This is a genomic window from Bradyrhizobium sp. AZCC 1678 (assembly GCF_036924765.1).
Classification (GTDB): Bacteria; Pseudomonadota; Alphaproteobacteria; order Rhizobiales; family Xanthobacteraceae; genus Bradyrhizobium; species Bradyrhizobium algeriense.
In genome coordinates this window covers 6,571,595-6,597,126 of the sequence record NZ_JAZHSE010000001.1, presented here as the reverse complement: position 1 = coordinate 6,597,126, position 25,532 = coordinate 6,571,595, and the positions used below count along the sequence as shown (strand labels likewise).

Below are 25,532 nucleotides of genomic sequence, written 5' to 3'. Positions count from 1 at the left end.
CCGATAGCGGACCAAATTCCGCATCGATTTGGGCTGTCGGATCAGAAGCTAAAACATCCTCAGGACTGCGAGTCTTCGAGAAGACCAAAACAGCCGGACATAGATGAATCGGGAATCTCTCTTCCGCATGCCCGTCTCAGCCTACGGATGCGCCGGCGTTTGCCCGGCTTTTTCCGAGCGCAAGAATGCGATGCAAGAGGTCCGGGTAATCAAGTCCGCCATACTGGGCCGCCGTAGCGAACTCCTGGCTCTTCGCGATTTCGGGATTGGGGTTCGCTTCAATGAAATACAAGGTGCCGTCGGCAGCAAGGCGAAAATCGATGCGCGCGTATCCATCGAGCCCAAGTGTTCGGTAGATGCGTTTCGCTGTTCGCTGAATGCGGGTGAGTACCTCCGGCGCAAGGTTCTTGGCCGGCCCATCCATAATTCCCACGCGCTCCTGATAACCGGGATCGTGTTTGACCTTTTCGGTGGCTATGGCCTGGCCGCCCATAGTGCCGAATTTCAATTCCCAAACCGGCAACACTCGCAACCGATTGTTGCCGAGCACGCCGACATAAAGCTCACGTCCCTCGATATATTGCTCGGCGATCGCGGCGGTCCCGATCCGCTGATGGACGAAGGCGACGCGCTCTGCGAGCTTCTCGTCCGTATCGACGACGGATGCCTGCGAGATACCCCGGGATCCATCCTCGTTCAGGCTCTTGACGATTAACGGCAGCGCAAGACGCGCTGGGCGTTTGACCTTTCGGCGCATCGGGAATACGGCGAAGGCCGGCACCGCGATCCGGCGATGGTGCACCAATGTCTTGGACAGATCCTTGCCGCGCGCCAGGATCAGACCACGCGGGTTACACCCGGTATACGGGATCTGCATCAGTTCGAGATAGCTTGCGACGTGCTGGTCATACGTGGGCTCGTTGTGAAACTGCTCCAGCAACGTGAATACCACGTGCGGCTTGAAACTTTCGATCTCCTCGCGCACTGGCTTGATTTCCTCCTGCGCACCGAGTGCGCGAACATCATGGCCGGCCGCACGCAAGGTGCTCACGACGTCGTATTCTGTTTTCCATTCGTTGATTTGCCGCGCAGTGTATCCCTCGGTGGAGTCCGGGGGCACAAAGTCCGGATGCATGAGCACCAGAACGCGCAGACGTCTCATAGCGCGATCCATTTTCGCCGCGAAGGACCGAACAGCGCGTGCATGGTCTTGGCGGTCAACAGGACGGTGAAGTCAGCCACAAGCTTCCGATCGGAGCCGACAGCGCGCAGATTGAGCTCTCGGCAGCGGGAGATCATGTCGTCAAGTACAGCATCAAGCGTAAGCTGGTTCTCGCCCGTCCACCGCGCAACCAGCTGCCTGATGTGGGCGCGGTGCCGCCTGATGAATGCAGAAGCCGGCTGCCCCCGGCGATGCCGTGGATCGGCGGAAAAGAGCCGGGAGAGGTCGCGGTCGTAAGTCTTCGGTGGCCTGAAGGCGTAGAACGCCTGCTTCTTTTTATAGTGGTCGCCGAGTGTCTGGCCGAGTTCATGCAACGGATCGACACGCTCCCGCGTCGTGACCAGCGGCCGCTTCCCGGCGATCTCCTCCATCAGTTCGTCGACATATTCGAGCTTGTTCAGCGCCGGCCAGCCGGCATAGCGCGTCCGCCAGTTCGAACGCGGCCGCAGCCACACCGCGAAGGTTTCAGCGAAGTCCTCGTCCGGATGGCTCTGCGCGTACCAGAGCCGAAGATGCTGAACATATTGCCGGCTGGCCGGATTGGGCCGGTAGTAGCGTGGGTAGTGTTTTGAGGACCGGCCGAACAGCTGCTGCCAACGCCGGCGGCGCTGCAGCTGATAGCCGTGCTGGATGGCATGGCCTGCCTCATGGCGGAGGATGGCCATGCATTCGGACCAGGTGCCGCCCTCGACGTCGAGCATCATTTTCTTCTCCAGCTTCATCAGGCGGGGATGGCTGAGATAGAATGGGACGGCAATGCCCGGCACATCTGCCGGACTAAACCATTCGCTCGACATCCATGTATGTGGCCGCAGCCGGATGCCCCGCTCTTCAAGCTCTTCATAAAGAGTGCTGATACAATCCTCGAGCCAAGTGCCTTCGACCGCAACCCTCAGACTACTGAGGCGTTGCTGGAGCAACTGCTCATCCGATAGCTTTTCCCAAGCATATTTCCGGCGGGGCATAGGCCTCTGGAAGTCATAACAACTCGGTACTCAGATGGTGTCATAGGATGCTGAAGACAACAACCGCGGAGTCTCCGCGGCGCGCCGTTGTTTAGCGACCCACGTCGGCCTTGGGGGCATTCGCTACCGGGGCGGTCCAGCGGCAAGTCCAGCCATGTGCACTGTGACGCCGAAAGCGGAAGTCAATTCAGAACGTTGGGCGGCCACGCTACGGGCCGTTGCGGATTGTATCTGCATCATCGACCCGCGTGAATGGTCAGTTCGGCAATACGGCTGTCGGCGCGGCGGAGCCGCCGGCAAAGTTCGCGGTTGATATTCTGCATCACCATCACGTAGCCGTGGATGTCGGCCTTGTAGTACGCGTAGAGGTTTCGGGCCGTGAGCTCGTACAGTACGGTTGCGCTCTCGGCTACGACGGTGGCTGACCGGTTCTGCATTTCGATGAGCGTCATTTCGCCGAAGAAATCGCCGGGCTCCAGACCCGATATCCGAATGGCGCGGCCCAAATCACCGAGCTTGCTCACCAGGAGCTGGCCCGAGTGAACAATGAACATTGAGCGCCCCGGTTCTCCTTCCGCGACGATCGTGGCGCCGGCGTCGAAGCGGCGCTCGACCAGCATTGAGGCCAGGAGATCGAGGCTTGCGTCCGAGAGGCCACCGAAGAAAGGTGTGGCGAGCAAAAATGCTTTCAGATCGGGCGAGCTGACAGCCATCGATCCAATATACTCTCGCTTCCGGCAGCGGCAAGTTCGGAACCTGCTTTCGCGGCCGCGCGGTTGCCGGTCTCCTTCAAGGATCGGTCAAGCGACGTAGTCAAGCTCGGCACGTCACTTCCTAACGTTTGACCTGGTCCTCCCAGTCCTCCCACTCCACGTCATTGATTTCCAGGTAGCTGGAAACGGCTGCGCCAACGGTTGGGAAAAAATATTGCTCGCCAAGCTGCGAGAACAACCCAAATCGCTTCAGCTTGTCCTTTACCGGATCTTTCAGTTCGGCAAAGCACAACTCGATGCCCTGCGCGTGCAGCATCTCGTCCAATTCGGCGACCGTATCGCCGGCGGAGACGTCCACGCTGGTGACAGGCTCCGCCGCAACGACCAGCCAGCGCACGGGCGTCGGCGATTTCGCCACGGCGTCCAGTATGCGCTCCTTGAAGAATTCGGCGTTGGCGAAGAATAGCGGCGCATCCCACCGAAACAGAACCAGCCCGGGGATTCGGCGTGCATCCGGATATCTCGTGATGTCGTGGTAACCTTTGACGCCATCGGCGCGACCCAACACGGCCGAGTGCGGGCGCCAGCCGTCCCACAGGAATTCGATAATGGCGATCGCGATTGCAAGCCCAATTCCCGGAATCACTCCGAATACGGCCACGCCGACAAAGCAGACCATCGACAGCCAGAACTCCCACTGCTGAATCCGATAGATTCGTTTGAGGTCGGTGACCTCAAACAAGCCGATCGCAGCGGCGATGACGACAGCCGCCAATGCAGCGGAGGGTAAATGCTGAAGCAGGTTTGGCGCCACTAGCAGAAGGGTGGCGATGGCAAGTGCGCCGACGACGCTGGTTATCTGGGTACGGGCGCCGGCGGCTTCGGCAACAGGCGTACGCGAAGAGCTGCTGCTGATCGGGAAACCTTGAAAAAAGCCGGTTGCCAGATTGGCGGCGCCAAGCCCGACCATCTCCTGGTTGGGATCGACATGAGTACCCAATCGCGCGGCATAGGAACGCGAAAGCACGCTGGTGTCCGCAAACGAAACCAGGGCAATGGCGCAGCCGCCGACCAGTACCGGGACGATATCGCCGTAGGTTATCCAGGGGATTGCGAAACCCGGCAATCGCTCTGGAAGGGGGCCAATGACCGCCACGCCGTAACGGGTTCCAAGATCAAGCGCGCCGACGACAGCGGTCGCCGCAACCACCGCAATCAGAATCCCTGGCAGCCGCTTGTTGTTCTGGAGCAGCAGGATGACCGTCAGCGTGCCGAGCCCAATCCCGAATGCGACCCAGTTTGTCTTTCCTTCAAGGATCGCATCGGCGATCGCCCACAGACTCCGCAGGGGTCCTTCGCCATTGATCGAGAAGCCGAAGAGGTTTGGCATTTGGCTGATCAAAACGGTCAATGCAATTCCGTTCATATAGCCGTACCGAATCGGTTTGGAGAGCAGCTCGGTGACAAAACCCAGGCGGGCGATGCCGGCCAGAATGCATACCGTCCCTGAAACGATCGCCATCATGGCGGCGAGCGTTGCGGCGCGGAGAGGATCACCACCGGACAGCGGAACGACAACGCCGAGGATAACAGCCGCCAGCGCCGAATCCGGTCCCAGAACAAGGATGCGACTGGGGCCGAACAATGCGTAGACCAACAGCGGCACGATCGTTGCGTACAGACCGTAGATGCCAGGCAAGCCCGATGCCACCGCGTAGGCAATTCCAACCGGGACCAGCATGGCCGCCAGCACGAGCCCAGCGAGGATATCGTGCCTAAGCCACGCCGCCTCGTATCGACGCAGCGTTTCGATGCCCGGCAGCCAGTGCATCCAATGCTTCATTGGCCGTCACTTCCAGGCCCGGCCACTCCGGGCCGAAACGTCAGTAGCGGCTGGGAACCGGGTGGCCAGCGCTCAGACCCACGGTAGAGCGCCCATGACGTGTGGGTGGCCTTGATCATACGCTGGTAGGCCGCTGTGTAGTCCCACCAGCGCCGCATCGATTCAGTGTCCATCGGACTGAGCTTCCAGTGTTTCATCAGGTCTTTGATCCGCGCCTCAAACCGGCGACGTTACTCGTCCTGACTTACATCGAGAAAGTATTTGCGCAGGATGATGCCGTTGTTGACGATCATCTCCCGCTCGACAACGGGGACCATCGTTATGAGCCGCTCGTAATCCTCATCGGTGACGAAGTTCATCACCCGCTCGACGCCGGCCCGGTTGTACCATGAGCGGTCGAACAGTACGATCTCGCCCGGTCGGGCCGGCCGCCGCACGCTTCGAAAGCAGATTCCAGGTGGCGTGAATAAAGGCGGCGAGGACAACGAGCGAGAGTGAGAGCGGCGACATGAGACCTCCGTGCCATCTGGCGCGAACAAGATCTCGACATCTCCTCCCGGCTTTTGTCCCTCGGGTGCAGCCGCGTGCTATCGCGGTTTCCGCAACGCTCGGACCGGCGATGGCGGTCTCGCCATCCGGAACCCTAGTTGCCACTCAGTCGATGGAGCTCTGATATCCAAGGGAATCAGGTGTGGCCAATCCAAAATCTTGTGTTGCAGCGCAGTGCCGCGAATCAGGCCGCCAGATCCTGCAACAGCAGCGACGAACCCCTGATCAGCACCTTGCGCCCCTTTGCAGTGATGGCGGGCGTATCGCCGTTTATGTCGGCTAGTCCGAGCGCGATCAGGCCGTCGATCGTGTAGCGGCTCATGCGCGGCAGCTTTGATTGCGGCGTGCGCAACGCTTTCAATGCTTCCCACTGGGACGGCGTCAGGTCGTAGTCGAATTCTTCGTTCATGGTACCTCGGCATTTCTTGCAGCGCTTGCCACAATTCTTGTGGTGCCTCATAGCGAGCGCACGTGAAATTCGTGCGACTGCAACGAGTCGGTATTTCGACAAGCGACGATGTGCTGTCACATCATCGTGTCACTGGAATCGATTGAATGTGTCGAATCACACAGATGGCCGGACAAAAACGCTGGCGCAAAATTGCGTGAATACGGGGCGCGTCAAAAAGACCGCCCAATCGCCGCAACCCTTAAGAGAAAGTTACTAACAAGTGGTAAATTTCAGGAGCCCGGCCTCTTCGCGCCGTCGGAACGCGCGGCCATATTGGCTGCTAAAGCTGGGCTTCGATCGCCACCTTATCTATCACCGACCAAACTTCGCGAATCTTGTCGTTCCGAAACTCGTAGAAAACATTCTCGGTGAATGAAACTCGCTTCCCGCCTACCTGGAGGCCAAGGAAGCTTCCCTTCGGTGTGCAGTCGAAGCTGAGCCGGCTGGCAATATAAGGTGGATCGGCGATCAGCATCCGGATGTTGAAATGAAGGTCCGGAATTTCATCAAAGTCTCTCTCCAGCATTTCGAGATAACCCGACAAGCCGATGCGCCGGCCGTTGTGGACCACGTCGTGATGAACGAATTCGCCCAGCATCGGCCAGTCCTGCTTGTTCAGGCAGGCAATGTAGTTTCGATAGAGGTCGGAAAGGTCGGCTTTGGTCATGGCAATGCGCCTTCTTCCGGGGGTGTAGCTGCCGTAGGGTGGGCAAAGCGAAGCGTGCCCACCATCTTCTACGCCGAGAGAAAGGTGGGCACGGCGCTTCGCGCCTTTGCCCACCCTACAACTCTATCCGCGCCTGACGCTGGCGCCGCCGTCCACCGGCAGCGTCACGCCGGTAATGAAACTTGCTTCATCGGAAGCGAGGAACAGCGCGGCGTTGGCGACGTCCCAGCCGGTGCCCATCTTGTGGCGCAGCGGCACTTTTGCATCGCGTTCGGCCTCGACCTCGGCGCGGCTCTTCTTGAACTCGCGCGCGCGAGTATCGACCGCCATCGGCGTGTTCATCAGGCCGGGCAGGATGACGTTGGCGCGGATGCCGTATTGCGCGTTCTGGTAGGCGAGCTGTTCAGTGAAGGCGATCATCGCCGACTTGGTCGCCTTGTAGGCCACATAAGGATAGGTCGTGATCGCGGCCATCGACGAGATGTTGATAATCGCGCCGCTTTTTTGCGCCCGCATGATCGGGATCACGTGCCTGGCGGCCCACACGCAACTCTTCAGATTGATCGCGACGCAACGGTCGAACGCCTCCTCTGAAATGTCGAGCAGTTCGGCGTCTCCGCCGGACAGGCTGACGCCGACATTGTTGTGCAGGATGTCGATGCGGCCCCAGCGTCCTTGCGCGTCCGCCACCATCGCCTTGAGGTCGGCATTTTGGGTGACGTCGGCCTTGAACGCCGCTGCGGTGCCCTGTTTGGCGGTGATCATGTCGACCGTCTCCTGGGCGGAGGCCAGATTGTGATCGACACACAGCACCTTGGCGCCTTCGCGCGCAAAGGTCAGCGCGGTGGCGCGGCCGTTGCCGATGCCTTCGCCGGGGCTCTGTCCGGCGCCGACGACGATGGCGACACGATCTTTCAGGCGCATTCATTCCACTCCCGGGATCGGGTACTGTTGCAGTACCTCTCTGTAAAAGGGTTCGTTGTCGATCTTCATCGTCGCCAGCACGCGGACCACGGCGCAGTAGAACGCGATGGTGAGCACGAGGTCGACCATGTGCTCGTCGGAGAGTTCCTTTTTAATCTCGGCGAATGTCGCCTCCGACATCGCAAGTTCCCGCACCATCTCACGGGCGCCACGGAGAATCGTCTTCGCCAGAGGTTCGAGTTTGGAGGGCTTGCCGTCGGTCTCGGCCATCAGGGCGGCGATATCGTCATCGGTGACGCCGAACTCCTTGCCGATCTTCACATGGTGGGTGAATTCGTATTCGGATTTCTCCATCCAGCCGACCTGGAGGATCGCGAGTTCACGCAAGCGCGGATCGAGCTTGCTCTCGAAGCGGATGTAGCCGCCGACGCCGTTGAAGGCGCGCGCCATGTCGGGCGAGTTCACCAACAGCTTGTGCAAATTGGTGTTGCGCTTGAGCATGTCGCGGTATTCAGGGGCGACCTGGTCGGCTTCGAGATAGGGCAGGCGGGCCATTTTGTTGTTGTCCTTGTTGGCGATAGCGGATCACGCTCACCTAGCCATAGAGCGCTTTGTGCTCCTGATCGTAGTTGGCGTAGGAATCTTTGATGCTCGCCATGTTGAGCAGCATGGTTGCAACGGGCTTGTCATCGGCGGCGAACACCGTCGTGCGCATCCACACGCTCTCGGTGCGACGGCTGCCGCTCAGCGCAACGACCTCGCGCTCGGTGGTGTAGCTCTCACCTGCGAATAGCGGCCCGCGCAGCAGGCGGATTTCCTGATCGGCGAACAGCCCGACCGCCGGACCGCGGACCGGCAACCGGTCCTCGCGGGCGCGGTATTGAAACAGCACGCTCAGCATCTCCATGGGAATGATCGCCCGTCCCCAGGGATTGAGCTCCTGCGAATAATACGCCGAGGGCTCGGTGATCACCTTCAGCTTCTGCTTAAGCGAAAACGGGTAGAGGTCGCCCATGTGCTGGTCGAAATCCATCTTCACCGTCTGGCGGGGTGTCTTCATGCCGACCTTGAGGTCGGCGAGAATGACGGGATCGCCGAGCGGCTTCAGTTCGCCAAGCCGGCGGGAAAGCGCCGTGTCCGTTCCGTCACCGCCGATCGATGCGGTGCCACGCAAGATCTCGGTGCCGTCGCGCTTGGTCATGCCGATCGCGCAGATCCTCTCGCCCGGCTTCGGCTTTTCGATATTGGCCTGCACCTCCTCGCCCTCGAAGGCGGGGTTGCGGTAGTGGGCCGACAGGCACCCGGTCTCGAACCAGGCCTGGCCCCAGATCCGCTCGCACAGCGGCGCGAACTGGCTGAAATGGGTCGGGCCCTCGATGGTGCCGCCCTGAAAGCCGAGCTTTTGCGCGGTCGCATCGTCGTGGATCGAGGCGTGGGAGTCGTAGACCTGCGCGTGAAGCATCTGCTTCGGACGGCGCCACGGCCCCACCAGCAGATTGCCGCTTTCCAATAGTTCGGTCGTGAACGCCGCTTCTGTCATCCCTGGTGTCTCCCTTTACTCCCAAGCGTTTCAAAGAAGGCGGATTTCGGCAAGAGCGATCCACAAGGCGGGCGAGATATGTCCTGCGGCCATGAATTCACGCTGGGCACGCATAGCAAAACCGGTGCATTCTGTTCGTAATTAGACCGGTTCAAATAACCGGCGGAACGTGCGACGGGGAGCGGACGAATGGCGTTGATGGAAGTTGGTCTGGACGACAAGTATCGTCTGGACGCGAAGCGGATTTTTCTGTCCGGTACACAGGCGCTGGTCCGCCTTCCCATGTTGCAGCGCGAACGCGACCGTGCGGCGGGGCTCAACACCGCCGGATTCATATCAGGCTACCGCGGCTCGCCGCTCGGCATGTACGACCACGCGCTGTGGCGCGCCAAAACCTTCCTCAAGCAGCATGACATCGAGTTTGCGCCCGGTCTCAACGAGGACCTGGCGGCCACCGCCGTGTGGGGCAGCCAGCAGGTCGGCATGTTTCCCGGCGCCAGGGTCGATGGCGTATTCGGTATCTGGTATGGTAAAGGCCCCGGCGTCGACCGCTCGATGGATGCGCTCAAGCATGCCAACTCGGCGGGCACCTCGCCGAACGGCGGCGTGATTGCGCTCGCCGGCGACGACCATGGCTGCCAGTCCTCGACGCTCGCCCATCAGAGCGAGCAGGTGTTCGCCGCGGCATTGATGCCGGTGGTCAATCCGGCGACGCTGCAGGATTATCTCGACCTCGGCATTTTGGGCTTTGCGCTGTCGCGCTATTCAAGTTGCTGGGTCGGCTTCAAGGCGATTTCCGAAACCGTTGAAAGCTCGGCCTCGATCGTCAGCGATCCCGACCGCATCAAGATCATCATGCCCGATGATTTCGAAATGCCGCCGGGCGGGCTTTCCATCCGCTGGCCCGATGCGCCGCTGGAGCAGGAGCGGCGGCTGCACGGCCCGAAGATGCAGGCGGTGGCGGCGTTCACGCGCGTCAATCGCTTTGACCGCATCGTGCTGGATTCCAAGCCCGCCCGGCTCGGCATCATGGCGACCGGCAAGGCCTATCTCGACCTCCGGCAGGCGCTGGCCGACCTCGGGATATCAGACGCCGAGGCGCAGGCGCTGGGACTGCGCATCTACAAGGTCGCGCTGACCTGGCCGCTGGAGGAATCCGGAGCAAAGGCGTTCGCCGAAGGTCTGCAGGATGTGCTTGTGGTCGAGGAGAAGCGCGGTTTCATCGAGGACCAGCTCCTTCGCATTCTCTATAATGTCGATGCCTCGAAGCGGCCTTCGGTGGTTGGCAAGCGCGACGAGAGCGGCGCGATGCTGCTGCCGAGCGAGGGCGAAATAACGCCGACCATGGTCGCGGCGGCTGTGGTTGCGCGGTTGCGCAAACTTGGCCATCGCAGCCCGGCGCTGGAGCAGCGTCTCGCAAAGCTCGAGGCGTTCGACCGGCCGGCGGAAGGCATTGGCGCCGCCAAGCTGCAGCGCACGCCGTATTTCTGTTCGGGCTGTCCCCACAACACCTCGACCAAGATCCCCGAGGGCAGCCGCGCCATGGCCGGCATCGGCTGTCACGGCATGGCGCTGTCGGTGCCGAACCGCCGCACCCAGACGATCTCGCATATGGGCGCGGAAGGCGTCACCTGGATCGGGCAGGCGCCGTTCACCAGCGAGCCGCACGTGTTCCAGAATTTGGGCGACGGCACCTACACTCATTCCGGCCTGCTCGCGATCCGCGCGGCGGCGGCTGCTCGCGTCAACATCACCTACAAGATCCTCTACAACGATGCGGTGGCGATGACCGGCGGCCAGCCGGCGGAAGGCGGATTGACCGTCTCGCAGATCGCGCACCAGGTTTCGGCGGAAGGCGCCAAACGTCTCGTCATCGTCTCCGACGATCCCGAAAAGTATCCCAGCAATTACTTCCCATTAGGCGCGACCGTTCATCATCGCCGCGAGCTCGACGCCGTGCAGAAGCAACTGCGCGAGGTCAAGGGCCTCACCGTCCTGATCTACGACCAGACTTGCGCGGCGGAAAAGCGCCGCCGCCGCAAGCGCGGGCTCTATCCCGATCCGCCGAAGCGCGTCTTCATCAACGAGAGGGTCTGCGAGGGCTGCGGCGATTGCTCGTCTGTTTCCAACTGCGTTTCCGTGCAGCCGCTGGAAACCGAGTTCGGCCGCAAGCGGCGGATCGACCAGTCGAACTGCAACAAGGACTTTTCCTGCATCGAGGGCTTTTGCCCGAGTTTTGTCACCGTGCATGGCGGCAGACTAAGGAAGGCCGATCGCACCGCGGCCGATCCGTCCGCGCTGTTCGCCGATCTGCCTGTGCCGGCCACGCCTGTGCTCGATGGCGCTTACAACATCCTCGTCACCGGCATCGGCGGCACCGGCGTCATCACCATCGGCGCGCTGCTCGGCATGGCCGCCCATGTCGAGGGCCTGGCGTGCTCGACGCTCGACTTCACAGGGTTATCGCAGAAGAACGGCGCGGTCATGAGCCATGTCCGCATCGCGCCCGAGGCGGACGATCTCGCAACCGTCCGTATTGCGCCCGGCGGCGCCAACCTCATCCTCGGCTGCGACATCGTGGTCGCCACCAGCATTCCGGCGCTGAGCCGGGCCGAGCGCGGCGTGACGCGCGCGATCGTCAATGCCGATTTGTTGCCGACGGCAAGCTTCGTCATCAACCCCGACATCGACTTTGAGGCGGGGACGATGCGGGAGTCGCTCAATGGCGCCGTCAGCGCCTCCGATCTCGATATTCTGGACGCGACCGGGCTTGCCACCGCGCTGATGGGCGACAGCATCGCCACCAACGCCTTCATGCTCGGCTTCGCGTTCCAGCGTGGCGCGATTCCCCTTTCGCTGGAGGCGATCATGAAGGCGATCGACCTCAACGGCGCGGCGATCGACATGAACAAGCTGGCGTTCTCGTGGGGCCGGCTCGCCGCGCACGATCTGCAGCGCGTCGTCACGGCTGCCCGCTTCAAGAATTCGGGCGCGGCGCCGGTCAAGCGGACGCTCGACGAGAGCATCGCTTTCCGCGCCAAGTTCCTGACGGACTACCAGAATGAGGCCTACTCGAAGCGCTACCTCAGCGAGGTCGAGCGCGTTCGCGCGGTCGAAGCAAAGGGCTCGCCCGGGTCGCATGAACTGACCGAAGCGTTTGCAAAAGGCCTGTTCAAGTTGATGGCCTACAAGGACGAATACGAAGTCGCCCGGCTTTATTCCGACGGTGAGTTCGCAAAAGCGTTGAAGGAACAGTTCGACGGCGACGCGAGCGTCAAGGTCAGCCTAGCGCCGCCGCTGCTGGCGCCGCGCGACAAGGTGACCGGGCACCTGCGCAAGCGCGAGTTCGGCGCCTGGATCTTCCGCGCCTTCGAACTCCTGACGCGGTTCAAGTTCCTGCGCGGAACTGCATTCGATCCATTCGGCTACACGGCCGAGCGCCGGATGGAGCGGGCGCTACCGAGCGAATATTCCGCGATCATCTTCCGCAATCTCGACACGGCGAAGCCGCAGGATTGGCCGCGTCTGGTAGCGCTGGCAAAGTCCGCGGAACTCGTTCGCGGCTACGGCCACGTCAAGGAAGCCAATGTCGCGAAGTTCCGCAGCGAGTGCACGCGCGTGGAGGCCGCGATCGGCCAGCCGGTGGCGCAGGCAGCTGAATAAGTTTCGCTTATCTTGGCTGTTCTTGGCTGTGAACTTTTCCACAGCCGGGATCATTCACCAGTAATCTTGCGGGCGGGATCGGCTGGCATTGTGCGGCCGGCTGCCTACATGATGGCCGTTCTTCAGATTTTTGGTTGATTTCAGGAGGCCTTCGATGGTCCTGAAAAGCGCTTTTGCGGTAGCACTTTGCACGGGGCTCCTGATGTCGGGCAGCACCGCGCTGGCAGACGACTACAAGGCCGGCGAGCTCATTGGCCTCGATCTTTCGCAGGCCGTGCTCTCGCCGAAGCGGCTCGGCCCGGAGACGCGATTCGCCCCGGTCCGGATCGAGGCCAGAAACGATGCCCGGCCGGTGAAGACGGAGCGCGTGGTTGTGCCCAAGGAAGCCGCGCCCAAGCCTCAAGTAGCGCCTCAGGTAGCTGCTCACGTAGCACATGAGCGCGCCGAGAAACCGCGTGTGGAGAAACCGCGTGGCGCCGCCCGCACCAAGCTGGCGCGGCGTCATACCAATCCGCTCGACGCGCAGGCGCGCGACACGCGGATCCAGACCTGGCCGTGCAAGTCCGGCGGCATCTGCGGCTGGCAGCGGTAGTATTTGTTCGTAGTTTGTAGGGTGGGCAAAGCGAAGCGTGCCCACCATCTCTCCGAGTTCGTTGGCGTGAATGGTGGGCACGCTTCGCTTTGCCCACCCTACGATTCGCTTGGATGGGTTTCGCTTCGCTCTACCCATCCTACGATTCCACGTCATCCATCTGTCGTAAAACCTTCGGCCAGGAGTCAAATTTCTCGGGCACACCTTCGTCGTGATTCGACGAGGGTGCTTCGATGCCGATTGCGATACGCGCCGGGCAAAGCCTGAACCGGCGTCAGTTGCTGGTCCGCTCCGCCGCGACATTTGCCGTTGCCGGTCTCGGCAGCCTCGCCAGACCACATCTCAGCCGCGCCGCGGATCGTCCGCTCATCGCCAGCGGGATTCAGTCGGGCGACGTCTCGGCTGATTCCGCGGTGATCTGGGCGCGCGCCGATCGGCCGGCGCGGATGCAGGTTGAATGTTCTGTTGTCGAGAGCTTCAAGACCATCCTTCGCATCGTTACCGCCGATGCCTTGCCGGACAGCGACTTCGTCTCAAAAGTTCTGCTCGATGGCCTGCCGGCGGGGCAGGACATCTTCTATCGCGTGCGCTTCGATGATATCAGCGAGAGCGGCATCGAAGGCGAGGTGCAGGTCGGGCATTTCCGCACCGCGCCCACCGCGCGAAGCCATATTTCGTTCGCGTGGTCCGGCGATACCGCCGGCCAAGGTTGGGGCATCGATCCCTCGCGCGGCGGTATGCGCACCTACCGTACCATGCTCGACAACCGTCCGGACTTCTTCATCCATTCCGGCGATCACATCTATGCAGACTGTCCGGTGGAACGCGAGCTGAAGCTGCCCAATGGCGAGATCTGGCGCAACATCGTCACCGAACAGAAGTCCGTGGTGGCGCACAGCCTCGAACAGTTCCGCGCCAACTACAAATATAATCTGGTCGACGACAATCTGCGCGCCTTCAACGCCGAAGTGCCGATGTTCGCGCAATGGGACGATCATGAGGTGACCAACGACTGGGCGCCGATCGGCACCGCCGACGAGACCGGCTATGCCGAGGACGGCTCTTCGCTTCTGGTGGCGCGGGCGCGCCGCGCGTTCCATGAATTCATGCCGATGCGCGCGACGCCGGCGCAGGACGGCCGCATCTATCGCAAGATCGCCTACGGTCCGCTGCTCGACGTCTTTATGATCGACATGCGCAGCTACCGCGATTCCACCTTTAACAAGCGCGACGACCAAAGCGAGACCCGCATCCTCGGCGCGGCGCAACTGGCCTGGCTGAAGCGCGAACTGGTGGCCTCCGATGCGACCTGGAAGGTGATCGCCGCCGACATGCCGATCGGCCTGATCAGCGAGGATGCTATTGCCCTCGGCGATGGCCCGCCGGAGCGGCGCGAGCACGAGATTGCCGATCTGCTGTCGTTCATGAAGCGCGCCGGCATCCGCAACACGGTGTGGCTGACCGCCGACATGCATTACACGGCCGCGCATCATTACGATCCGAACCGCGCGGCGTTTCAGGATTTCGAGCCGTTCTGGGAGTTCATCTCCGGCCCCTTACATGCGGGCACCTGGGCGCCGGCCCCGCTCGACAATACGTTCGGGCCGAAAGCTGCGTTCCAGAAGGGCTGCAGCGCGGAGCAGGGCGAGAATCTCGCACCCTGTTTCGGCCTGCAGTTCTTCGGCCGCGTCGACATCGACGGCAAGACTGAAGTGATGACCGTGACGTTGAAGGACGTCGACAACCGCGACCTCTGGTCGGTCGATATCGAGCCCCGCCCGGACGCGCGGCCCGGCCGGATCATGGCGCAGCATATCTGACGCTTCGATCGCGAGACCGTTGGATCAACCCCTCCATGTTCGCGCCGCATAGTTTGGCTAGGCTTCGCCGCTTGCCGACGCGTGCGGTACAAGATCGCATCCGGAAGTTGCGTATTAATTCTTGAAGGAGGCGCAGCGGTGGCGCACACTTCGCCTGTCCTTCCCGACCGGAGCGCTGCCATGTTTGTCGCCGAGAGCAAGCGCCTGACGCATCAGGGCGCGAAGATGATCATGGCGACGGCGGTGGAATTGGCCGGCCAAGCCAAAATCGCGATCTCCTGTGCGATCGTGGATTCCGGCGGGCATGTGATCCTGATCGAACGAATGGACGGCGGCCGCTTCCATACCGTGCACTCCTGCACCACCAAGGCGGTTTGCGCCGCGTCAAACCGGCGCCCGACCACGGCCAAAGGCGCGGCCGGCCAGGACCTCGACGTCAGCCATGCGATCGGACTTGCGCTCGCCGCCGGACCGGAACGGTGGACGGCCATGGAAGGCGGCGTACCGGTGCTGGTTGGCTGCGAATGTATCGGCGGCGTCGGCGTGAGCGGCGGTGATTGGGAGACCGATTTGCGGATCGCCAAAATGGCCGTCGAGTCGATCGGCGCGAATTGGGAATGACATCGTCCTGGGGGAGAGCAAAGTGATGAGCGCCGATCCGCTCCGTGTGGCCTGTATCGGGATGGGATGGTGGTCCGACGTTCTGGCGGATGCCATCCAGCGCTCGGGCAAGCTCGAGATCCGCGGCTGCTACACCCGGTCCGAGGAAAAGCGAAAGAATTTCGCGGCAAAATACCGCTGCCGGCCGGCCGCGAGCTATGAGGCGCTGCTGGCCGATGCCGAGATCGAGGCGATCATCAATACCACGCCGAACGACGTGCATCTGACGACGACCTGCGCGGCCGCCGCCGCCGGCAAGCACGTCTTTCTGGACAAGCCGATCGCCAACAGCATTTCCGACGGCCGCGCCATCACCGAGGCCTGTCGCAAGGCCGGCGTGGTCCTGGCGCTCGGCTATCAGCGGCGGCGCGAGAGCCATTTCCGCTGGATCAGGCAGCAGATCGATGACGGCTTGTTCGGCAAGCTCGTCAACGCCGAGGCCAACATCAGCCGCGACCGTCTCGGCAAGATCGATCTCACCTCGTGGCGCTACCAGGCCGCGGGAATGCCGGGCGGCGTGATGCTGCAGATCGGAATCCACTATATCGACGTCCTGGAATATTTGATCGGGCCGATCCGTGCGGTGCGCGGACAATCGGCGCAACTGGTGCTGCCCGGCGACAATCCTGATGTCGCGAGCCTGATTCTGCAGCACGAGAACGGCGCGCTCTCCACACTGAACGCGAGCTACGCCTCGGCGTCCGAATACTATCTGATGAACGTCTATGGCAAAGACGCCACCGCCTACTACGATTTGCACAACGGGCTTCGCCTGCTCAAGCGCGGCGAGACCACGCCGGTGGTGGTGCCATGCGCTGAGAATGACACCCTGGTCGAGGAACTGGAGGAGTTTGCAGCCGCAGTTCGCGGGCAGGGCCGGCACGAAGTCGGGGGCGAGTACGCGACGCGATCGCTCGCCGTGGTACGCGCCGGCATACTCTCGGCGCGTGAGGGACGTTCGGTCGAGATTGCCCAACTATTGAACGGCGATGCGAAAATGTGACGGCGCAGAGCTAAGGATCGGAGCGCGCGTTATGAAACCTGGCATTAGTGTCTGGAAAGCTTGTGTTGGAGCTTGCGCAGCGGCGATGGTATTGGCCGGCATGGTCGGGCCGGTGCGCGCGCAGGACTACCCCTCCAGGGCGATCACGGTGGTCGTTCCGTTCCCGCCCGGCGGCGCCAGCGACGTCGTTGCGCGTATCGTCACCAACCAGATGTCGAAGATCCTCGGGCAATCCATCGTCATCGAGAACGTCAGCGGCGCCGGCGGCACCGTCGGCAGCGCACGCGTGGCGGCGGCTGCGCCCGACGGCTATACCCTGCTTGCCGCGGCGATGGGCTCGCATGTCGCAGCACCGGTGCTGACGCCGAACCTCAAATACGATCCCGTTGCCGACTTCGTGCCGATCGGCTTCACCGCCCATTCCCCGGCAGTGATCATCGCGCGGAAGGATTTCCCGGCACAGGATCTCAAGGAATTCGTCGCGGCGCTGCGGCAACGGGGCGACGCGGTGAAGCTGGCCCATGGCGGCATCGGCGCGTCCTCGCATATGGCGTGTCTTCTCTTCACGGCGGAAGTCGGCGCGAAGCCGGCGCTTGTCGCCTATCGTGGTTCAGGCCCGGCATTGAACGATCTGGTCGGGGGGCACGTCGATTTCATGTGCGAGCAGTCGGTCAGCGTGGCTGAGTCGGTTTTGGCCGGCTCAGTCAAGGCCTTCGCGGTCTCTGCCGCGAAACGCCTTGAAACGCTGCCTGACGTTCCGACCGCGAAGGAGGGCGGTATCAACTACGAGATGAGCGTCTGGGCAGGACTGTTTGCGCCAAAGGGCGTTTCGCCCGAAATCATCGCCAGGCTTTCCGAAGCGCTCGACCAGGCGCTTGATGAGGCTGTCGTGCGCGAGCGGATTGCCCAGCTCGGCGGCTCGATACCGGCAAAGGACGAACGCAACCCGGTTGCATTCGATCGTTTTGTCCGGTCCGAGATCGCACGCTGGTCACCCATTCTTGCGGCGGCCGGAACGGGGAAATGAGGCGTGCCGAGGCGGTGGGTCGGCGAGGACCGCTCAGGGCCTCGCCACCAGATAACCGACCACTACCATCAGTACGGAAATCGTCATGACCACGCCGAGTACGGCGGCGATGATCGCGGGCAGTTGATGGTTGTCCAGCCATTGTCGCAACGCCCTTACCATCGCACCCCCTGATCTTGATTTGCCCCGCGCCCTGCGCGCAAGCTATTCAATAGCGGCCTATTCCCCTCAATGAAATACTGTTGGGGCGGCTTTCGCTACGCACGCGGCGCTTTTTCCTTTCCGGGAGAGCCATCATGGAACATCTGCAAACCCAAGGTATCAGCCTGCCGAAGCTTGGTCTCGGCACCTTTCGCATGCAGGGCGATGCCTGCCGCGCGGCCGTGGAGGGCGGGCTGGCGTTGGGCTACCGGCATCTCGACACCGCCGAAATGTATGACAATGAGGAGGCGGTGGGTGCCGCGATTGCAGCCTCGCGCGTTCCCCGCAAAGACCTGCATGTCACCACAAAAGTCTGGAACGAAAATCTGGCGCCGGATGCGCTCCGCCTGGCGTTCGATACTTCCTTGAAAAAACTCCGGCTCGACCATGTCGACCTCTATCTGGTGCACTGGCCGGCGCCGAATATGAACCTGCCCAAGATCTTCGAAACGCTGATGCGGCTGAAGGAGGAAGGCCGCACCCGCGCCATCGGCGTCGCGAATTTCAACGTTGCGCTCGTGAAGGCGGTGGTCGAGGAGATCAGGGCGCCGATCGCCTGCAACCAGGTCGAATACCATGTGATGCTAGATCAGACTCGGCTGCGTCAATTTCTCACTGCGAAATCGATCCCGCTGATCGCCTATTCGCCTCTGGCCAAGGGCCTTGCGGCTTCCGACGCAGCGCTCGCCGCGATCGGGCGCAAGCACAACGCCAGCGCCGCGCAAGTCGCGCTGAAATGGCTGCTCGATCAGGATGGCGTTGCCGCAATCCCGAAGGCGTCGCGCGCGGAAAGCCAGCAAGCTAATCTCGACGCGCTCAAGCTGAGTTTGGATGACGCCGACAGGCAGGTGATCGCGGCCTTGCCGAAGGACAAACGGTGTGTAAATCCCGGCTACGCGCCGGCGTGGGATTGATGAAGATTCTTTCCTTTTCCGTCCGCCGGAATTCGGGTTTTTGCTACACACGGGCGCGGCTCCAGTCCATACTGGATCGCATCAAAGGGAGGTCTTCAAAATGCGTGAAGCTGTCATCGTTTCCTATGCACGTACCGGGCTGGCGAAGTCCGGCCGCGGCGGGTTCAACATCACTCCGCCGATGTCGATGGCGGCCCACGCCATCAAGCACGCCGTCGAGCGCGCCGGCGTCGAGAAGGAATATGTCGAGGACTGCTATCTCGGCAATTGCGCGCATGGCGCCCCGAATATCGGCCGCCAGGCCGCGTTGCTCGCCGGCATGCCGAAGTCGACCGCGGGCGTTTCCGTCAACCGCTTCTGTTCGTCCGGACTGCAGACCATCGCAATGGCCGCCAACTCGATCCGCTCCGATGGCGCCGACTGCATCGTGGCCGGCGGCGTCGAGAGCATCTCGATCCCCGGCGGCGGCTCGCCCAAGGAATCGATCGACCCTGATTTGCTCAAGGCCGCGCCCGACATCTTCATGGCGATGATCGACACCGCCGATATCGTCGCCGAGCGTTACAAGCTCAGCCGCGAATACCAGGACGAATACTCGCTGGAATCGCAGCGCCGCATGGCGGCCGCCCAGCAGGCCAACAAGTTCAAGGACGAAATCGTCCCGATGAAGACCAAGATGAAGGTGGTCGACAAGGCGACGAAAGCGGAAAGCATCGTCGACTACACCGTCGATCGCGACGAGTGCAATCGCCCTGAGACCACCATGGAAGGCCTCGCCAAGCTCGAACCCGTCAAGGGTCCCGGCAAGTACGTCACCGCGGGCAATGCCAGCCAGCTCTCGGACGGCGCGGCCGCCGTCGTTCTGATGGAAGCCAAGGACGCCGAGAAGCGCGGCCTCAATCCGCTGGGCCGTTTCGTCGCCTGGGCGGCGGCGGGCTGCGAGCCGGACGAGATGGGCATCGGGCCGATCTACGCCGTGCCGAAGCTGTTGAAGCGCCACGGCCTGAAGATCGACGACATCGATCTCTGGGAGCTCAATGAAGCCTTCGCCAGCCAGTGCCTCTATTCGCGCGACAAGCTCGGCATCGATCCCGAGAAGTACAATGTCAACGGCGGTTCGATTGCGATCGGCCATCCCTTTGGCATGACCGGTGCGCGTCTTACCGGCCACATCCTGCAGGAAGGCCGCCGGCGCAAGGCCAAGTGGGGCGTCGTCACGATGTGCATCGGCGGCGGCCAGGGCGGCGCAGGCCTGTTCGAGATCTATAGTTGAGCTGACAAGCTCGCGTCACTGACACGAACAAAGAAAATGGCTCCGCAAGGAGCCATTTTCAGTTTGAGGTGTCGGCCTCAGTAGCGATGCCTCTTGATGATCACGACCTTGTCGCGATGACCATGCCGCCATCCGCGATGGTAGCCGCGGTCGCGGTGGCCTCGGAATTCCGCACGCGCGCCATAGCCGTGATGATGATGACCATGGTAGCCGCCACGCTTGATCACGACGGTCTCGGCGCTCGCAATCGACGGCGCCGCGATGATAAGTGCGCCAAGTGCGGCGATAACGTATCCAAGCTTCTTCATTCCAATTCTCCTCAATTGAGCGAGGATAAAACATTAGATTGCAGGGAACGTTCCCGAGGAACTTCGAGAGAATTCTGAACGCTTGTTCAGACGCGTGTGTCGCGCGCGTATGCCGTTAGTTTCGTAGGATGGGTGGATATGCCGGTGGACAGTCGGTGCGAGCTCCGGCAGGCAAACGCGCTGGTCTGCCCACTCCGGGATGATCGGCTCCACGATTGGTTTTGCGTGGGACGATGCACGCGCGGCTTGCGGAATGCCGGTGCCCGGCGCATCATCGCAGCATAAAAAATCACAGGGGGGAGCGTTGCCATGAGCGGGGTTTCACGCCGTCATTTTCTGAGTCTGAGCGGCTCGGCCGCGGTCGCAGCCATATCGGGCCCTGCCAACGCCGCAATGGGGCCGAACGACAAGTTCGATCTCGTGATCAAGGGCGGCGACGTGCTCGATCCCAGCCAGTCGCTGCGGGGCAAGCGCGACATCGGCATTCGCTGGGGCGTGATCGAGGCGGTCGAGAACGAGATTCCGGCCGCCCGTGCCGCCAAGACCATCGACGCCTCGGGCAAGCTTGTAACGCCTGGCCTGATCGATCTGCATTCCCACGTTTACCCCTACGGCTCTGCGATCGGCATTCCCGCCGACGAACTGGTGCAGGCGCAGGCCACCACCACGGTGGTGTCGGCGGGCGATGCCGGCGTCAACAATCTCGCCGCGCTGCGGCGCTACATCGTGGCGCAATCGCGGGCGCGGATTTACGCCTTCGTCCACATCGCCAATAACGGCCTGTCCGGCTTTCCAGTCGCCGAGCTTTACAACATCGATTATGCGCAAGTGGAGGCCTGCGCGATGGCGCTGGCCGAAAATCCGGATTTCCTGCTCGGCGTGAAGGTGCGGATGTCGGAGAACGTCATCGCCAGGCACGGCGTGGAGCCGTTGAAGCGCGCCATCAAGGCCTGCGAGATGTGCGGCTGGCCGGCCAAGATGATGGTGCATATCGGCGGCGTCGAGACCAAGGAATTGATGTCGGATATTCTCGACCTGCTGCGGCCGGGCGACGTGCTGACCCATTGCTATTCCGGCGCGCCGAACATCGCCGGCGCCTTCACCAACATCGTGCAGGATGGCAAACTGCTCCCGGCGGCGCTCGCCGCCAAGCAGCGCGGCGTGATGTTCGATGTCGGCCATGGCGGCGGCAGTTTTGACTTTACCGTGGCGGACGTGGCGATCCCGGGCGGCTGCACGCCCGACACGATCTCCTCCGACATCCACGTTTTCTCCGGCAATACGCCGGGCATGCCCTATCTGCCGAACGTCATGAGCAAGTTCATCCCGCTCGGCCTTACACTGGAGCAGGTGGTGGCGGCGGCGACCGTGACGCCCGCAAAAATCATCAACCGTGCGCCGAAGATCGGCACGCTGCAGATCGGGGCGCCCGGCGACGTCGCGATCATGGAGCTGGTGGAGGCGCAGACCTCGTTCGTCGACACCCGCAACAACAAGCGCGAGGGCAAGCTGTTGCTTAAACCCGTGCAGACCGTGATCAACGGCGTGCCGTTCGGCCGGCCCTACCAGGCGCCGTTCGCGGTGCGGTGAGGGGGGGTAGACTCGTTAACGCGAAGCCACAGCCGCATTGATGCGAACTGGATGAAGGCCAGGTAGTTGGTTTGTCACCTCGGCATTAGGTCTGCTTTCGTGGCGACGCAGGCATGAACCGGCAACCAAAACGGGTTGAATCGGTCGAAAATGACCCGAAGCGGAAATCGGATCTCGCGCGGGCTTCAGCGAGGTAGGTAGCCCGCCTCATCCAACGCAATCATTGTTCCTGCAAACGCAGCAATCGCCAGCGTGAGTAGGACAAAATAGAACGTCTCTTTCGTGAAGAGCGCCCGAAACATGGCACCAATGGAAAATACTGATGTGCCCGGCCCAGATGCCTTGCTGCACGCTCGCTCTTGCAAAACGCTGCCGTAAGCGAGTGCTGCGAAAATGGCGATTGTAGCGACAGCTACGAGCCTGTTCCGTCCCTCTGCCACGACGGCGAGATAGGCGAATGCTGCGAACAGGATGATCAGAACGACGATTTGGGCCTTCCGCATGTCATGGTCCTGATCGAGTTCATCTGTCGGGGCGATCTATTGCTCAATCGACTTTAGCGTGTGTCGAGGTGCGCTCGCAAGCGTTCCGTTAAAACAGCAGGCGTCCGCTTATGGACCCAACTGAGACATTTGCAACCGGTCCCTCGGCCTGCGATCATCTCTATCTCGAAACGTCCATGAGGGGGATATATGTACCAAACGATCGTGGATGCGATGCAGGCGTTGGCTGAGTCCCGGTCGATCTTTGGGCTGGAAAGCTCTAAGGATGGTGAGAGGGAATTTCAGTTAGCCCTTGGCGACAAGCTTGAACAAATTGTCGATGTTCACTAATTCGCTGATTGGATCGCGGTGGCCTTGGTAGCGGCGAAGGCCTTGGGAGTTTGCCCTGCCAAGGCCTGATGGGGCCTGTGGTTGTTGTAGTAGATCAGGTACTCGAACAGTTCGTTGGCGAAGTGGTCGAGATTGTCGAAGGTGGCGCCCTCGATGACGTCCTCATCGAGCGTGCGCCAGAAGCGTTCGACCTTGCCGTTGGTCTGCGGCCGATAGGGCCTGGTGTAGCGGTGTTTGATGCCGAGCTCGAGCAGCATGGCCTCGAACGGATGCTCGTCCGGCTTGGTGCGGGCGGCGAACTCGGCGCCGTTGTCGGACAGGATTTCGGTAAAGACGAGCCCGTAGGTGACGTTGAGGGTGTTGATCATTTTCAGGGTCTTGAACATGACCGGCAGCGCCTTCTTGGAGGTCAGGACCTCGGCCCAGGCCAGCCGCGAGCAACTGTCGATCAGGCTGACGATGTAGGCCGTGGCCGGGGGTGGCGCGAGAAACATATCGCGCGGCAATTGATGCAGATCGACGTGGCCGAGCTCTCCGAGCTTGTCCTTGATAATGCGGCGTTTCTCCTCGCGCATCGCCGGCGTGCGGCGGTTCAGCCCATAGCGTGTCAGCACCCGATAGATGGTCGAGGGCGAGGGTATCGTGTCGCGCCGCTCGCGCAAGACGGCATGGATCTCGTAGCGGTTCATACCCTTCTGCCGGCATGCAACGATCTCCGCCTCGATGCCCTCTGGCTCGCGCCGTTCCCGCCATTTGGGTCCACGGCGGCGCGGCAACAAATCTGCCTCATCGCCGCTCTGCAGATAGCGGTTGTAATACTTGCGGAACGTCTGCGAGCAGGTTCCGTGGTGGCGGTAGAAATCCCCAACCCGCTTGAACAGCTTCGACCGGCCCGCCTTTACCGCCTCGTACTCCGGGATCAGGAACCGCCACTTCTGCAGGTAATTGCGTTCAATCGTCCGGTCATAGCTGTTATCGCGCATTGGATCGTCCTCCAGAGGAGCGATCCAATCAGCGAATTAGTGAACATGCACACAAATGACCGGATCAGATGGTTGGAGCTGGCGCTACGGCGACGAAAACGAAGAGCAGTTCGAGACGACGACCTTAGTAAACAAGAAAAGGATAGAGGTTGATATCGTCGGCCGCCATCATGAAAAAGGCATGGTCGCTATTGAGTTGAAATACGTATCGGTAAGTCCCCGCCGTCGCGCGCCTAGCAACCCGCCCGGCTTCCCCTACGACGTAGCCAAGGATTGCTTGCGATTGGATTTGCTTCGAGCTGGCCATTGCAAGCCCGCTGGCAAGCCTCTTGCGCATCCGATCCCCGACAAGCTCCAAACCTTTGCGATAGGCATGACGAATTGGCCCGATTACTGGCTGGACAGCAAGCCGAAACGAGGTTGGGCGGCCAACTTCTATAACGCTATACGTACACCGGTTCGTTTGGAGGGCGTGATTAAAACGAAGGGGAGCAACTCCGAGAACACTATTGCGCTGAAGCGCTGCCATATCGCGTTCGGGCACTCCTGGACGGGTGAATGGAGGTCCTACATTGAGCAATTTCGCTATCTCATCTTGCGTCCGGACTCCGACGCGAAGCCTCAGTGGACGCACCACCAGCGCTCTGCCGATGAGCAATCCGCCACCGTCCCTTTTCTGAACAGCGACGCTCGGGAGGGATGGCGCCAACGCGCCTTGAAAGCGGGCCATCTGCGCGATTAGCTCAGCAGTATAACGGCTGCTTACACGCAGGATGTCGCCGGTTCGACTTCATCATCGCCTACGAACCCCGGCGATCCGCCTGCCGCGCTCCCGCGCCGAGTTCGATCAAGGGGCTACTGCCGGAATAGGCTGCGCTTCACTTCCGGGTTTGGCCCGTCGCGTCAGTTCGCGGCGATGCAGCACTTCCGTCGCTTTCGGACTGAGGAGGACATTGAATCCGGATTTGAGTACGCGTCCGTTCACCTTGACGGCCGCTGCATCCTGATATCCCCGACGATGTCGGCGACCACCGCGCCCATCACCAGGGCGCCGCCGGCGAGGACCCGCAGCGTGGGGACCTCGGCAAATCCCACCCAGATCCAGAACGGCATCAGCGGCGTCTCCAGCGTCGAGATCAGGGCCGCCTGGCCTGACGGCAGCAGGCGCGAACCGAGGAAGAACAGCGTGAGGCCGATGGCGACCTGAAGGCATCCGAACATCGCGAGAATGAGCAGGTCGAACCCGGTTATCCCTGCCATTCCGTGGGCGAAGGGAATGCTGATGACGCTGCCCAGGATGTCGACATCGCGGCAGCGGCGACCATCGATGTATTCTTGTGCCGCCGTACCATCACCGTCATCGCGGCGATCGCCAGCGCCATGAAGCAGGCGAGGGCTATCCGCAGCATGGTTCGCAGGTGAGGGATTTCCCGCAGCCATACCCAGGCGAGCGCCGCCGCGAGGAAGGGACCCGTCGCGATGATGATGGCGACATTGGATACATCCGTGAGCTGCAGCGAAGGGATGAAGGCGATCATCGCCAATGTCGAAAACAACGCAACAAGCCAGCCGTTTTTGTCGATCCTGGTCAGATCCCGCAGGCCGGCACGCCCCTGCAACAGCACCATCAAGACCATGATCATGCCGCCGCCGAACAATCCGCGCCAGAACAGGATGGTCCAGGAGTCATAGGGAAGCAGCCGCGTGAACAACGGCGCCGTGCTCCAGGCGATGGCGGCGGCGACAACAAGGGCAATGCCCAAGCGATGCTGGGAGCGTGCCTCCGCCATG

Annotated in this window: 25 protein-coding genes and 1 pseudogene; 11 read left to right on the top strand and 15 right to left on the bottom strand. The window is 61.7% G+C overall.

Annotation, left to right across the window (positions count from 1 at the left end):
* Nucleotides 1-136: 136 nt before the first annotated feature.
* From V1294_RS31665 to V1294_RS31620, 10 genes and pseudogenes are all read right to left on the bottom strand, one after another.
* On the bottom strand, nucleotides 137-1,162 hold the full coding sequence (locus tag V1294_RS31665; protein WP_334502733.1) for a D-alanine--D-alanine ligase family protein: 1,026 nt from the start codon (nucleotides 1,160-1,162) through the stop codon (nucleotides 137-139).
* Nucleotides 1,159-2,142: a putative zinc-binding metallopeptidase gene (locus tag V1294_RS31660; protein ID WP_334502730.1), complete on the bottom strand. Its 984-nt coding sequence runs from the start codon at nucleotides 2,140-2,142 to the stop codon at nucleotides 1,159-1,161. The genes V1294_RS31665 and V1294_RS31660 overlap by 4 nt, the downstream gene beginning before the upstream one ends.
* A gap of 281 nt (nucleotides 2,143-2,423) precedes the next feature.
* Complete coding sequence (locus V1294_RS31655; RefSeq protein ID WP_334502728.1) at nucleotides 2,424-2,900, bottom strand: Crp/Fnr family transcriptional regulator; 477 nt, start codon at nucleotides 2,898-2,900, stop codon at nucleotides 2,424-2,426.
* A 121-nt stretch (nucleotides 2,901-3,021) separates the two neighbouring features.
* Nucleotides 3,022-4,743 (bottom strand): SulP family inorganic anion transporter, encoded by a 1,722-nt coding sequence (locus tag V1294_RS31650; protein WP_334502727.1) that lies wholly within the window; start codon nucleotides 4,741-4,743, stop codon nucleotides 3,022-3,024.
* Nucleotides 4,740-5,180: pseudogene (locus V1294_RS31645) on the bottom strand (polyphosphate kinase 2 family protein). The gene V1294_RS31650 and the pseudogene V1294_RS31645 overlap by 4 nt, the downstream one beginning before the upstream one ends.
* 296 nt (nucleotides 5,181-5,476) lie before the next feature.
* Nucleotides 5,477-5,701: a hypothetical protein gene (locus V1294_RS31640; protein ID WP_334502726.1), complete on the bottom strand. Its 225-nt coding sequence runs from the start codon at nucleotides 5,699-5,701 to the stop codon at nucleotides 5,477-5,479.
* Nucleotides 5,702-6,023: 322 nt separating this feature from the next.
* Complete coding sequence (locus V1294_RS31635; RefSeq protein ID WP_334504895.1) at nucleotides 6,024-6,410, bottom strand: ester cyclase; 387 nt, start codon at nucleotides 6,408-6,410, stop codon at nucleotides 6,024-6,026.
* A gap of 123 nt (nucleotides 6,411-6,533) precedes the next feature.
* Nucleotides 6,534-7,334 carry an SDR family NAD(P)-dependent oxidoreductase gene (locus V1294_RS31630; protein WP_334502725.1) on the bottom strand — a complete coding sequence of 267 codons (801 nt, stop codon included), beginning with the start codon at nucleotides 7,332-7,334 and terminating at the stop codon, nucleotides 6,534-6,536.
* Nucleotides 7,335-7,889 (bottom strand): carboxymuconolactone decarboxylase family protein, encoded by a 555-nt coding sequence (locus tag V1294_RS31625; protein ID WP_334502723.1) that lies wholly within the window; start codon nucleotides 7,887-7,889, stop codon nucleotides 7,335-7,337. It lies immediately after the preceding gene.
* A gap of 40 nt (nucleotides 7,890-7,929) precedes the next feature.
* Nucleotides 7,930-8,874 (bottom strand): hypothetical protein, encoded by a 945-nt coding sequence (locus tag V1294_RS31620; protein ID WP_334502722.1) that lies wholly within the window; start codon nucleotides 8,872-8,874, stop codon nucleotides 7,930-7,932.
* Nucleotides 8,875-9,063: 189 nt separating this feature from the next.
* Here V1294_RS31620 and V1294_RS31615 point away from each other — a divergent pair, with 189 nt between their 5' ends.
* The 8 genes from V1294_RS31615 to V1294_RS31580 all read left to right on the top strand — a co-directional run bounded on the left by V1294_RS31615 (nucleotide 9,064) and on the right by V1294_RS31580 (nucleotide 20,027).
* Nucleotides 9,064-12,537 (top strand): indolepyruvate ferredoxin oxidoreductase family protein, encoded by a 3,474-nt coding sequence (locus V1294_RS31615; protein ID WP_334502720.1) that lies wholly within the window; start codon nucleotides 9,064-9,066, stop codon nucleotides 12,535-12,537.
* A 154-nt stretch (nucleotides 12,538-12,691) separates the two neighbouring features.
* Nucleotides 12,692-13,129: a hypothetical protein gene (locus V1294_RS31610; protein ID WP_334502717.1), complete on the top strand. Its 438-nt coding sequence runs from the start codon at nucleotides 12,692-12,694 to the stop codon at nucleotides 13,127-13,129.
* A 233-nt stretch (nucleotides 13,130-13,362) separates the two neighbouring features.
* The gene (locus tag V1294_RS31605; RefSeq protein ID WP_334502715.1) at nucleotides 13,363-14,949 is read left to right on the top strand and encodes an alkaline phosphatase D family protein; all 1,587 of its coding nucleotides are present in this window, start codon (nucleotides 13,363-13,365) and stop codon (nucleotides 14,947-14,949) included.
* Between the two features lie 180 nt (nucleotides 14,950-15,129).
* On the top strand, nucleotides 15,130-15,570 hold the full coding sequence (locus V1294_RS31600) for a GlcG/HbpS family heme-binding protein (protein ID WP_334484154.1): 441 nt from the start codon (nucleotides 15,130-15,132) through the stop codon (nucleotides 15,568-15,570).
* Between the two features lie 25 nt (nucleotides 15,571-15,595).
* Complete coding sequence (locus V1294_RS31595) at nucleotides 15,596-16,612, top strand: Gfo/Idh/MocA family protein (RefSeq protein WP_334502713.1); 1,017 nt, start codon at nucleotides 15,596-15,598, stop codon at nucleotides 16,610-16,612.
* Between the two features lie 31 nt (nucleotides 16,613-16,643).
* Nucleotides 16,644-17,639 carry a Bug family tripartite tricarboxylate transporter substrate binding protein gene (locus tag V1294_RS31590; protein WP_334502711.1) on the top strand — a complete coding sequence of 332 codons (996 nt, stop codon included), beginning with the start codon at nucleotides 16,644-16,646 and terminating at the stop codon, nucleotides 17,637-17,639.
* Nucleotides 17,640-17,935: 296 nt separating this feature from the next.
* The gene (locus V1294_RS31585; protein ID WP_334484144.1) at nucleotides 17,936-18,754 is read left to right on the top strand and encodes an aldo/keto reductase; all 819 of its coding nucleotides are present in this window, start codon (nucleotides 17,936-17,938) and stop codon (nucleotides 18,752-18,754) included.
* Between the two features lie 100 nt (nucleotides 18,755-18,854).
* Nucleotides 18,855-20,027 (top strand): acetyl-CoA C-acyltransferase, encoded by a 1,173-nt coding sequence (locus V1294_RS31580; RefSeq protein WP_334484142.1) that lies wholly within the window; start codon nucleotides 18,855-18,857, stop codon nucleotides 20,025-20,027.
* Nucleotides 20,028-20,104: 77 nt separating this feature from the next.
* On the opposite strand, the gene V1294_RS31575 is transcribed toward V1294_RS31580, so the two are convergent.
* A complete protein-coding gene (locus V1294_RS31575) occupies nucleotides 20,105-20,335 on the bottom strand; it encodes a hypothetical protein (protein ID WP_334502708.1) in 231 nt (76 codons plus the stop codon).
* A 309-nt stretch (nucleotides 20,336-20,644) separates the two neighbouring features.
* Between V1294_RS31575 and V1294_RS31570 the strand changes: the two genes are divergently transcribed.
* Nucleotides 20,645-21,925, top strand: coding sequence for an amidohydrolase/deacetylase family metallohydrolase (locus V1294_RS31570; RefSeq protein ID WP_334502706.1), 1,281 nt, complete (start codon nucleotides 20,645-20,647; stop codon nucleotides 21,923-21,925).
* A 185-nt stretch (nucleotides 21,926-22,110) separates the two neighbouring features.
* On the opposite strand, the gene V1294_RS31565 is transcribed toward V1294_RS31570, so the two are convergent.
* On the bottom strand, nucleotides 22,111-22,428 hold the full coding sequence (locus V1294_RS31565) for a hypothetical protein (protein WP_334502705.1): 318 nt from the start codon (nucleotides 22,426-22,428) through the stop codon (nucleotides 22,111-22,113).
* Between the two features lie 189 nt (nucleotides 22,429-22,617).
* Between V1294_RS31565 and V1294_RS31560 the strand changes: the two genes are divergently transcribed.
* Nucleotides 22,618-22,758, top strand: coding sequence for a hypothetical protein (locus tag V1294_RS31560; protein WP_334502703.1), 141 nt, complete (start codon nucleotides 22,618-22,620; stop codon nucleotides 22,756-22,758).
* Here the strand turns inward: V1294_RS31560 and V1294_RS31555 are convergent.
* Nucleotides 22,755-23,741 (bottom strand): IS481 family transposase, encoded by a 987-nt coding sequence (locus tag V1294_RS31555; protein WP_334494773.1) that lies wholly within the window; start codon nucleotides 23,739-23,741, stop codon nucleotides 22,755-22,757. The genes V1294_RS31560 and V1294_RS31555 overlap by 4 nt on opposite strands.
* 55 nt (nucleotides 23,742-23,796) lie before the next feature.
* Here V1294_RS31555 and V1294_RS31550 point away from each other — a divergent pair, with 55 nt between their 5' ends.
* Nucleotides 23,797-24,483, top strand: coding sequence for a hypothetical protein (locus V1294_RS31550; protein ID WP_334502701.1), 687 nt, complete (start codon nucleotides 23,797-23,799; stop codon nucleotides 24,481-24,483).
* A gap of 239 nt (nucleotides 24,484-24,722) precedes the next feature.
* Here V1294_RS31550 and V1294_RS31545 read toward each other — a convergent pair whose 3' ends face one another.
* Together V1294_RS31545 and V1294_RS31540 are read right to left on the bottom strand one after the other, a co-directional pair.
* Nucleotides 24,723-25,001, bottom strand: a complete 279-nt coding sequence (locus V1294_RS31545) for a hypothetical protein (protein ID WP_334502699.1) — start codon at nucleotides 24,999-25,001, stop codon at nucleotides 24,723-24,725.
* Nucleotides 24,989-25,531: a DMT family transporter gene (locus V1294_RS31540; protein WP_334502697.1), complete on the bottom strand. Its 543-nt coding sequence runs from the start codon at nucleotides 25,529-25,531 to the stop codon at nucleotides 24,989-24,991. The genes V1294_RS31545 and V1294_RS31540 overlap by 13 nt, the downstream gene beginning before the upstream one ends.
* Between the last annotated feature and the right edge of the window lies 1 nt (nucleotide 25,532).

Excerpts from the sequence above, each read along its gene's own strand:
- V1294_RS31610 (WP_334502717.1), top strand. The coding sequence starts at position 12,692 with ATGGTCCTGAAAAGCGCTTTTGCGGTAGCACTTTGCACGGGGCTCCTG.
- V1294_RS31650 (WP_334502727.1), bottom strand. The coding sequence starts at position 4,743 with ATGAAGCATTGGATGCACTGGCTGCCGGGCATCGAAACGCTGCGTCGA.
- V1294_RS31575 (WP_334502708.1), bottom strand. The coding sequence starts at position 20,335 with ATGAAGAAGCTTGGATACGTTATCGCCGCACTTGGCGCACTTATCATC.
- V1294_RS31630 (WP_334502725.1), bottom strand. The coding sequence starts at position 7,334 with ATGCGCCTGAAAGATCGTGTCGCCATCGTCGTCGGCGCCGGACAGAGC.
- V1294_RS31560 (WP_334502703.1), top strand. The coding sequence starts at position 22,618 with ATGTACCAAACGATCGTGGATGCGATGCAGGCGTTGGCTGAGTCCCGG.
- V1294_RS31640 (WP_334502726.1), bottom strand. The coding sequence starts at position 5,701 with ATGAACGAAGAATTCGACTACGACCTGACGCCGTCCCAGTGGGAAGCA.
- V1294_RS31635 (WP_334504895.1), bottom strand. The coding sequence starts at position 6,410 with ATGACCAAAGCCGACCTTTCCGACCTCTATCGAAACTACATTGCCTGC.
- V1294_RS31545 (WP_334502699.1), bottom strand. The coding sequence starts at position 25,001 with ATGGCAGGGATAACCGGGTTCGACCTGCTCATTCTCGCGATGTTCGGA.
- V1294_RS31540 (WP_334502697.1), bottom strand. The coding sequence starts at position 25,531 with ATGGCGGAGGCACGCTCCCAGCATCGCTTGGGCATTGCCCTTGTTGTC.
- V1294_RS31585 (WP_334484144.1), top strand. The coding sequence starts at position 17,936 with ATGGAACATCTGCAAACCCAAGGTATCAGCCTGCCGAAGCTTGGTCTC.
- V1294_RS31600 (WP_334484154.1), top strand. The coding sequence starts at position 15,130 with ATGTTTGTCGCCGAGAGCAAGCGCCTGACGCATCAGGGCGCGAAGATG.
- V1294_RS31625 (WP_334502723.1), bottom strand. The coding sequence starts at position 7,889 with ATGGCCCGCCTGCCCTATCTCGAAGCCGACCAGGTCGCCCCTGAATAC.
- V1294_RS31555 (WP_334494773.1), bottom strand. The coding sequence starts at position 23,741 with ATGCGCGATAACAGCTATGACCGGACGATTGAACGCAATTACCTGCAG.
- V1294_RS31595 (WP_334502713.1), top strand. The coding sequence starts at position 15,596 with ATGAGCGCCGATCCGCTCCGTGTGGCCTGTATCGGGATGGGATGGTGG.
- V1294_RS31565 (WP_334502705.1), bottom strand. The coding sequence starts at position 22,428 with ATGCGGAAGGCCCAAATCGTCGTTCTGATCATCCTGTTCGCAGCATTC.
- V1294_RS31550 (WP_334502701.1), top strand. The coding sequence starts at position 23,797 with ATGACCGGATCAGATGGTTGGAGCTGGCGCTACGGCGACGAAAACGAA.
- V1294_RS31665 (WP_334502733.1), bottom strand. The coding sequence starts at position 1,162 with ATGAGACGTCTGCGCGTTCTGGTGCTCATGCATCCGGACTTTGTGCCC.
- V1294_RS31580 (WP_334484142.1), top strand. The coding sequence starts at position 18,855 with ATGCGTGAAGCTGTCATCGTTTCCTATGCACGTACCGGGCTGGCGAAG.
- V1294_RS31655 (WP_334502728.1), bottom strand. The coding sequence starts at position 2,900 with ATGGCTGTCAGCTCGCCCGATCTGAAAGCATTTTTGCTCGCCACACCT.
- V1294_RS31605 (WP_334502715.1), top strand. The coding sequence starts at position 13,363 with ATGCCGATTGCGATACGCGCCGGGCAAAGCCTGAACCGGCGTCAGTTG.
- V1294_RS31615 (WP_334502720.1), top strand. The coding sequence starts at position 9,064 with ATGGCGTTGATGGAAGTTGGTCTGGACGACAAGTATCGTCTGGACGCG.
- V1294_RS31620 (WP_334502722.1), bottom strand. The coding sequence starts at position 8,874 with ATGACAGAAGCGGCGTTCACGACCGAACTATTGGAAAGCGGCAATCTG.
- V1294_RS31590 (WP_334502711.1), top strand. The coding sequence starts at position 16,644 with ATGAAACCTGGCATTAGTGTCTGGAAAGCTTGTGTTGGAGCTTGCGCA.
- V1294_RS31570 (WP_334502706.1), top strand. The coding sequence starts at position 20,645 with ATGAGCGGGGTTTCACGCCGTCATTTTCTGAGTCTGAGCGGCTCGGCC.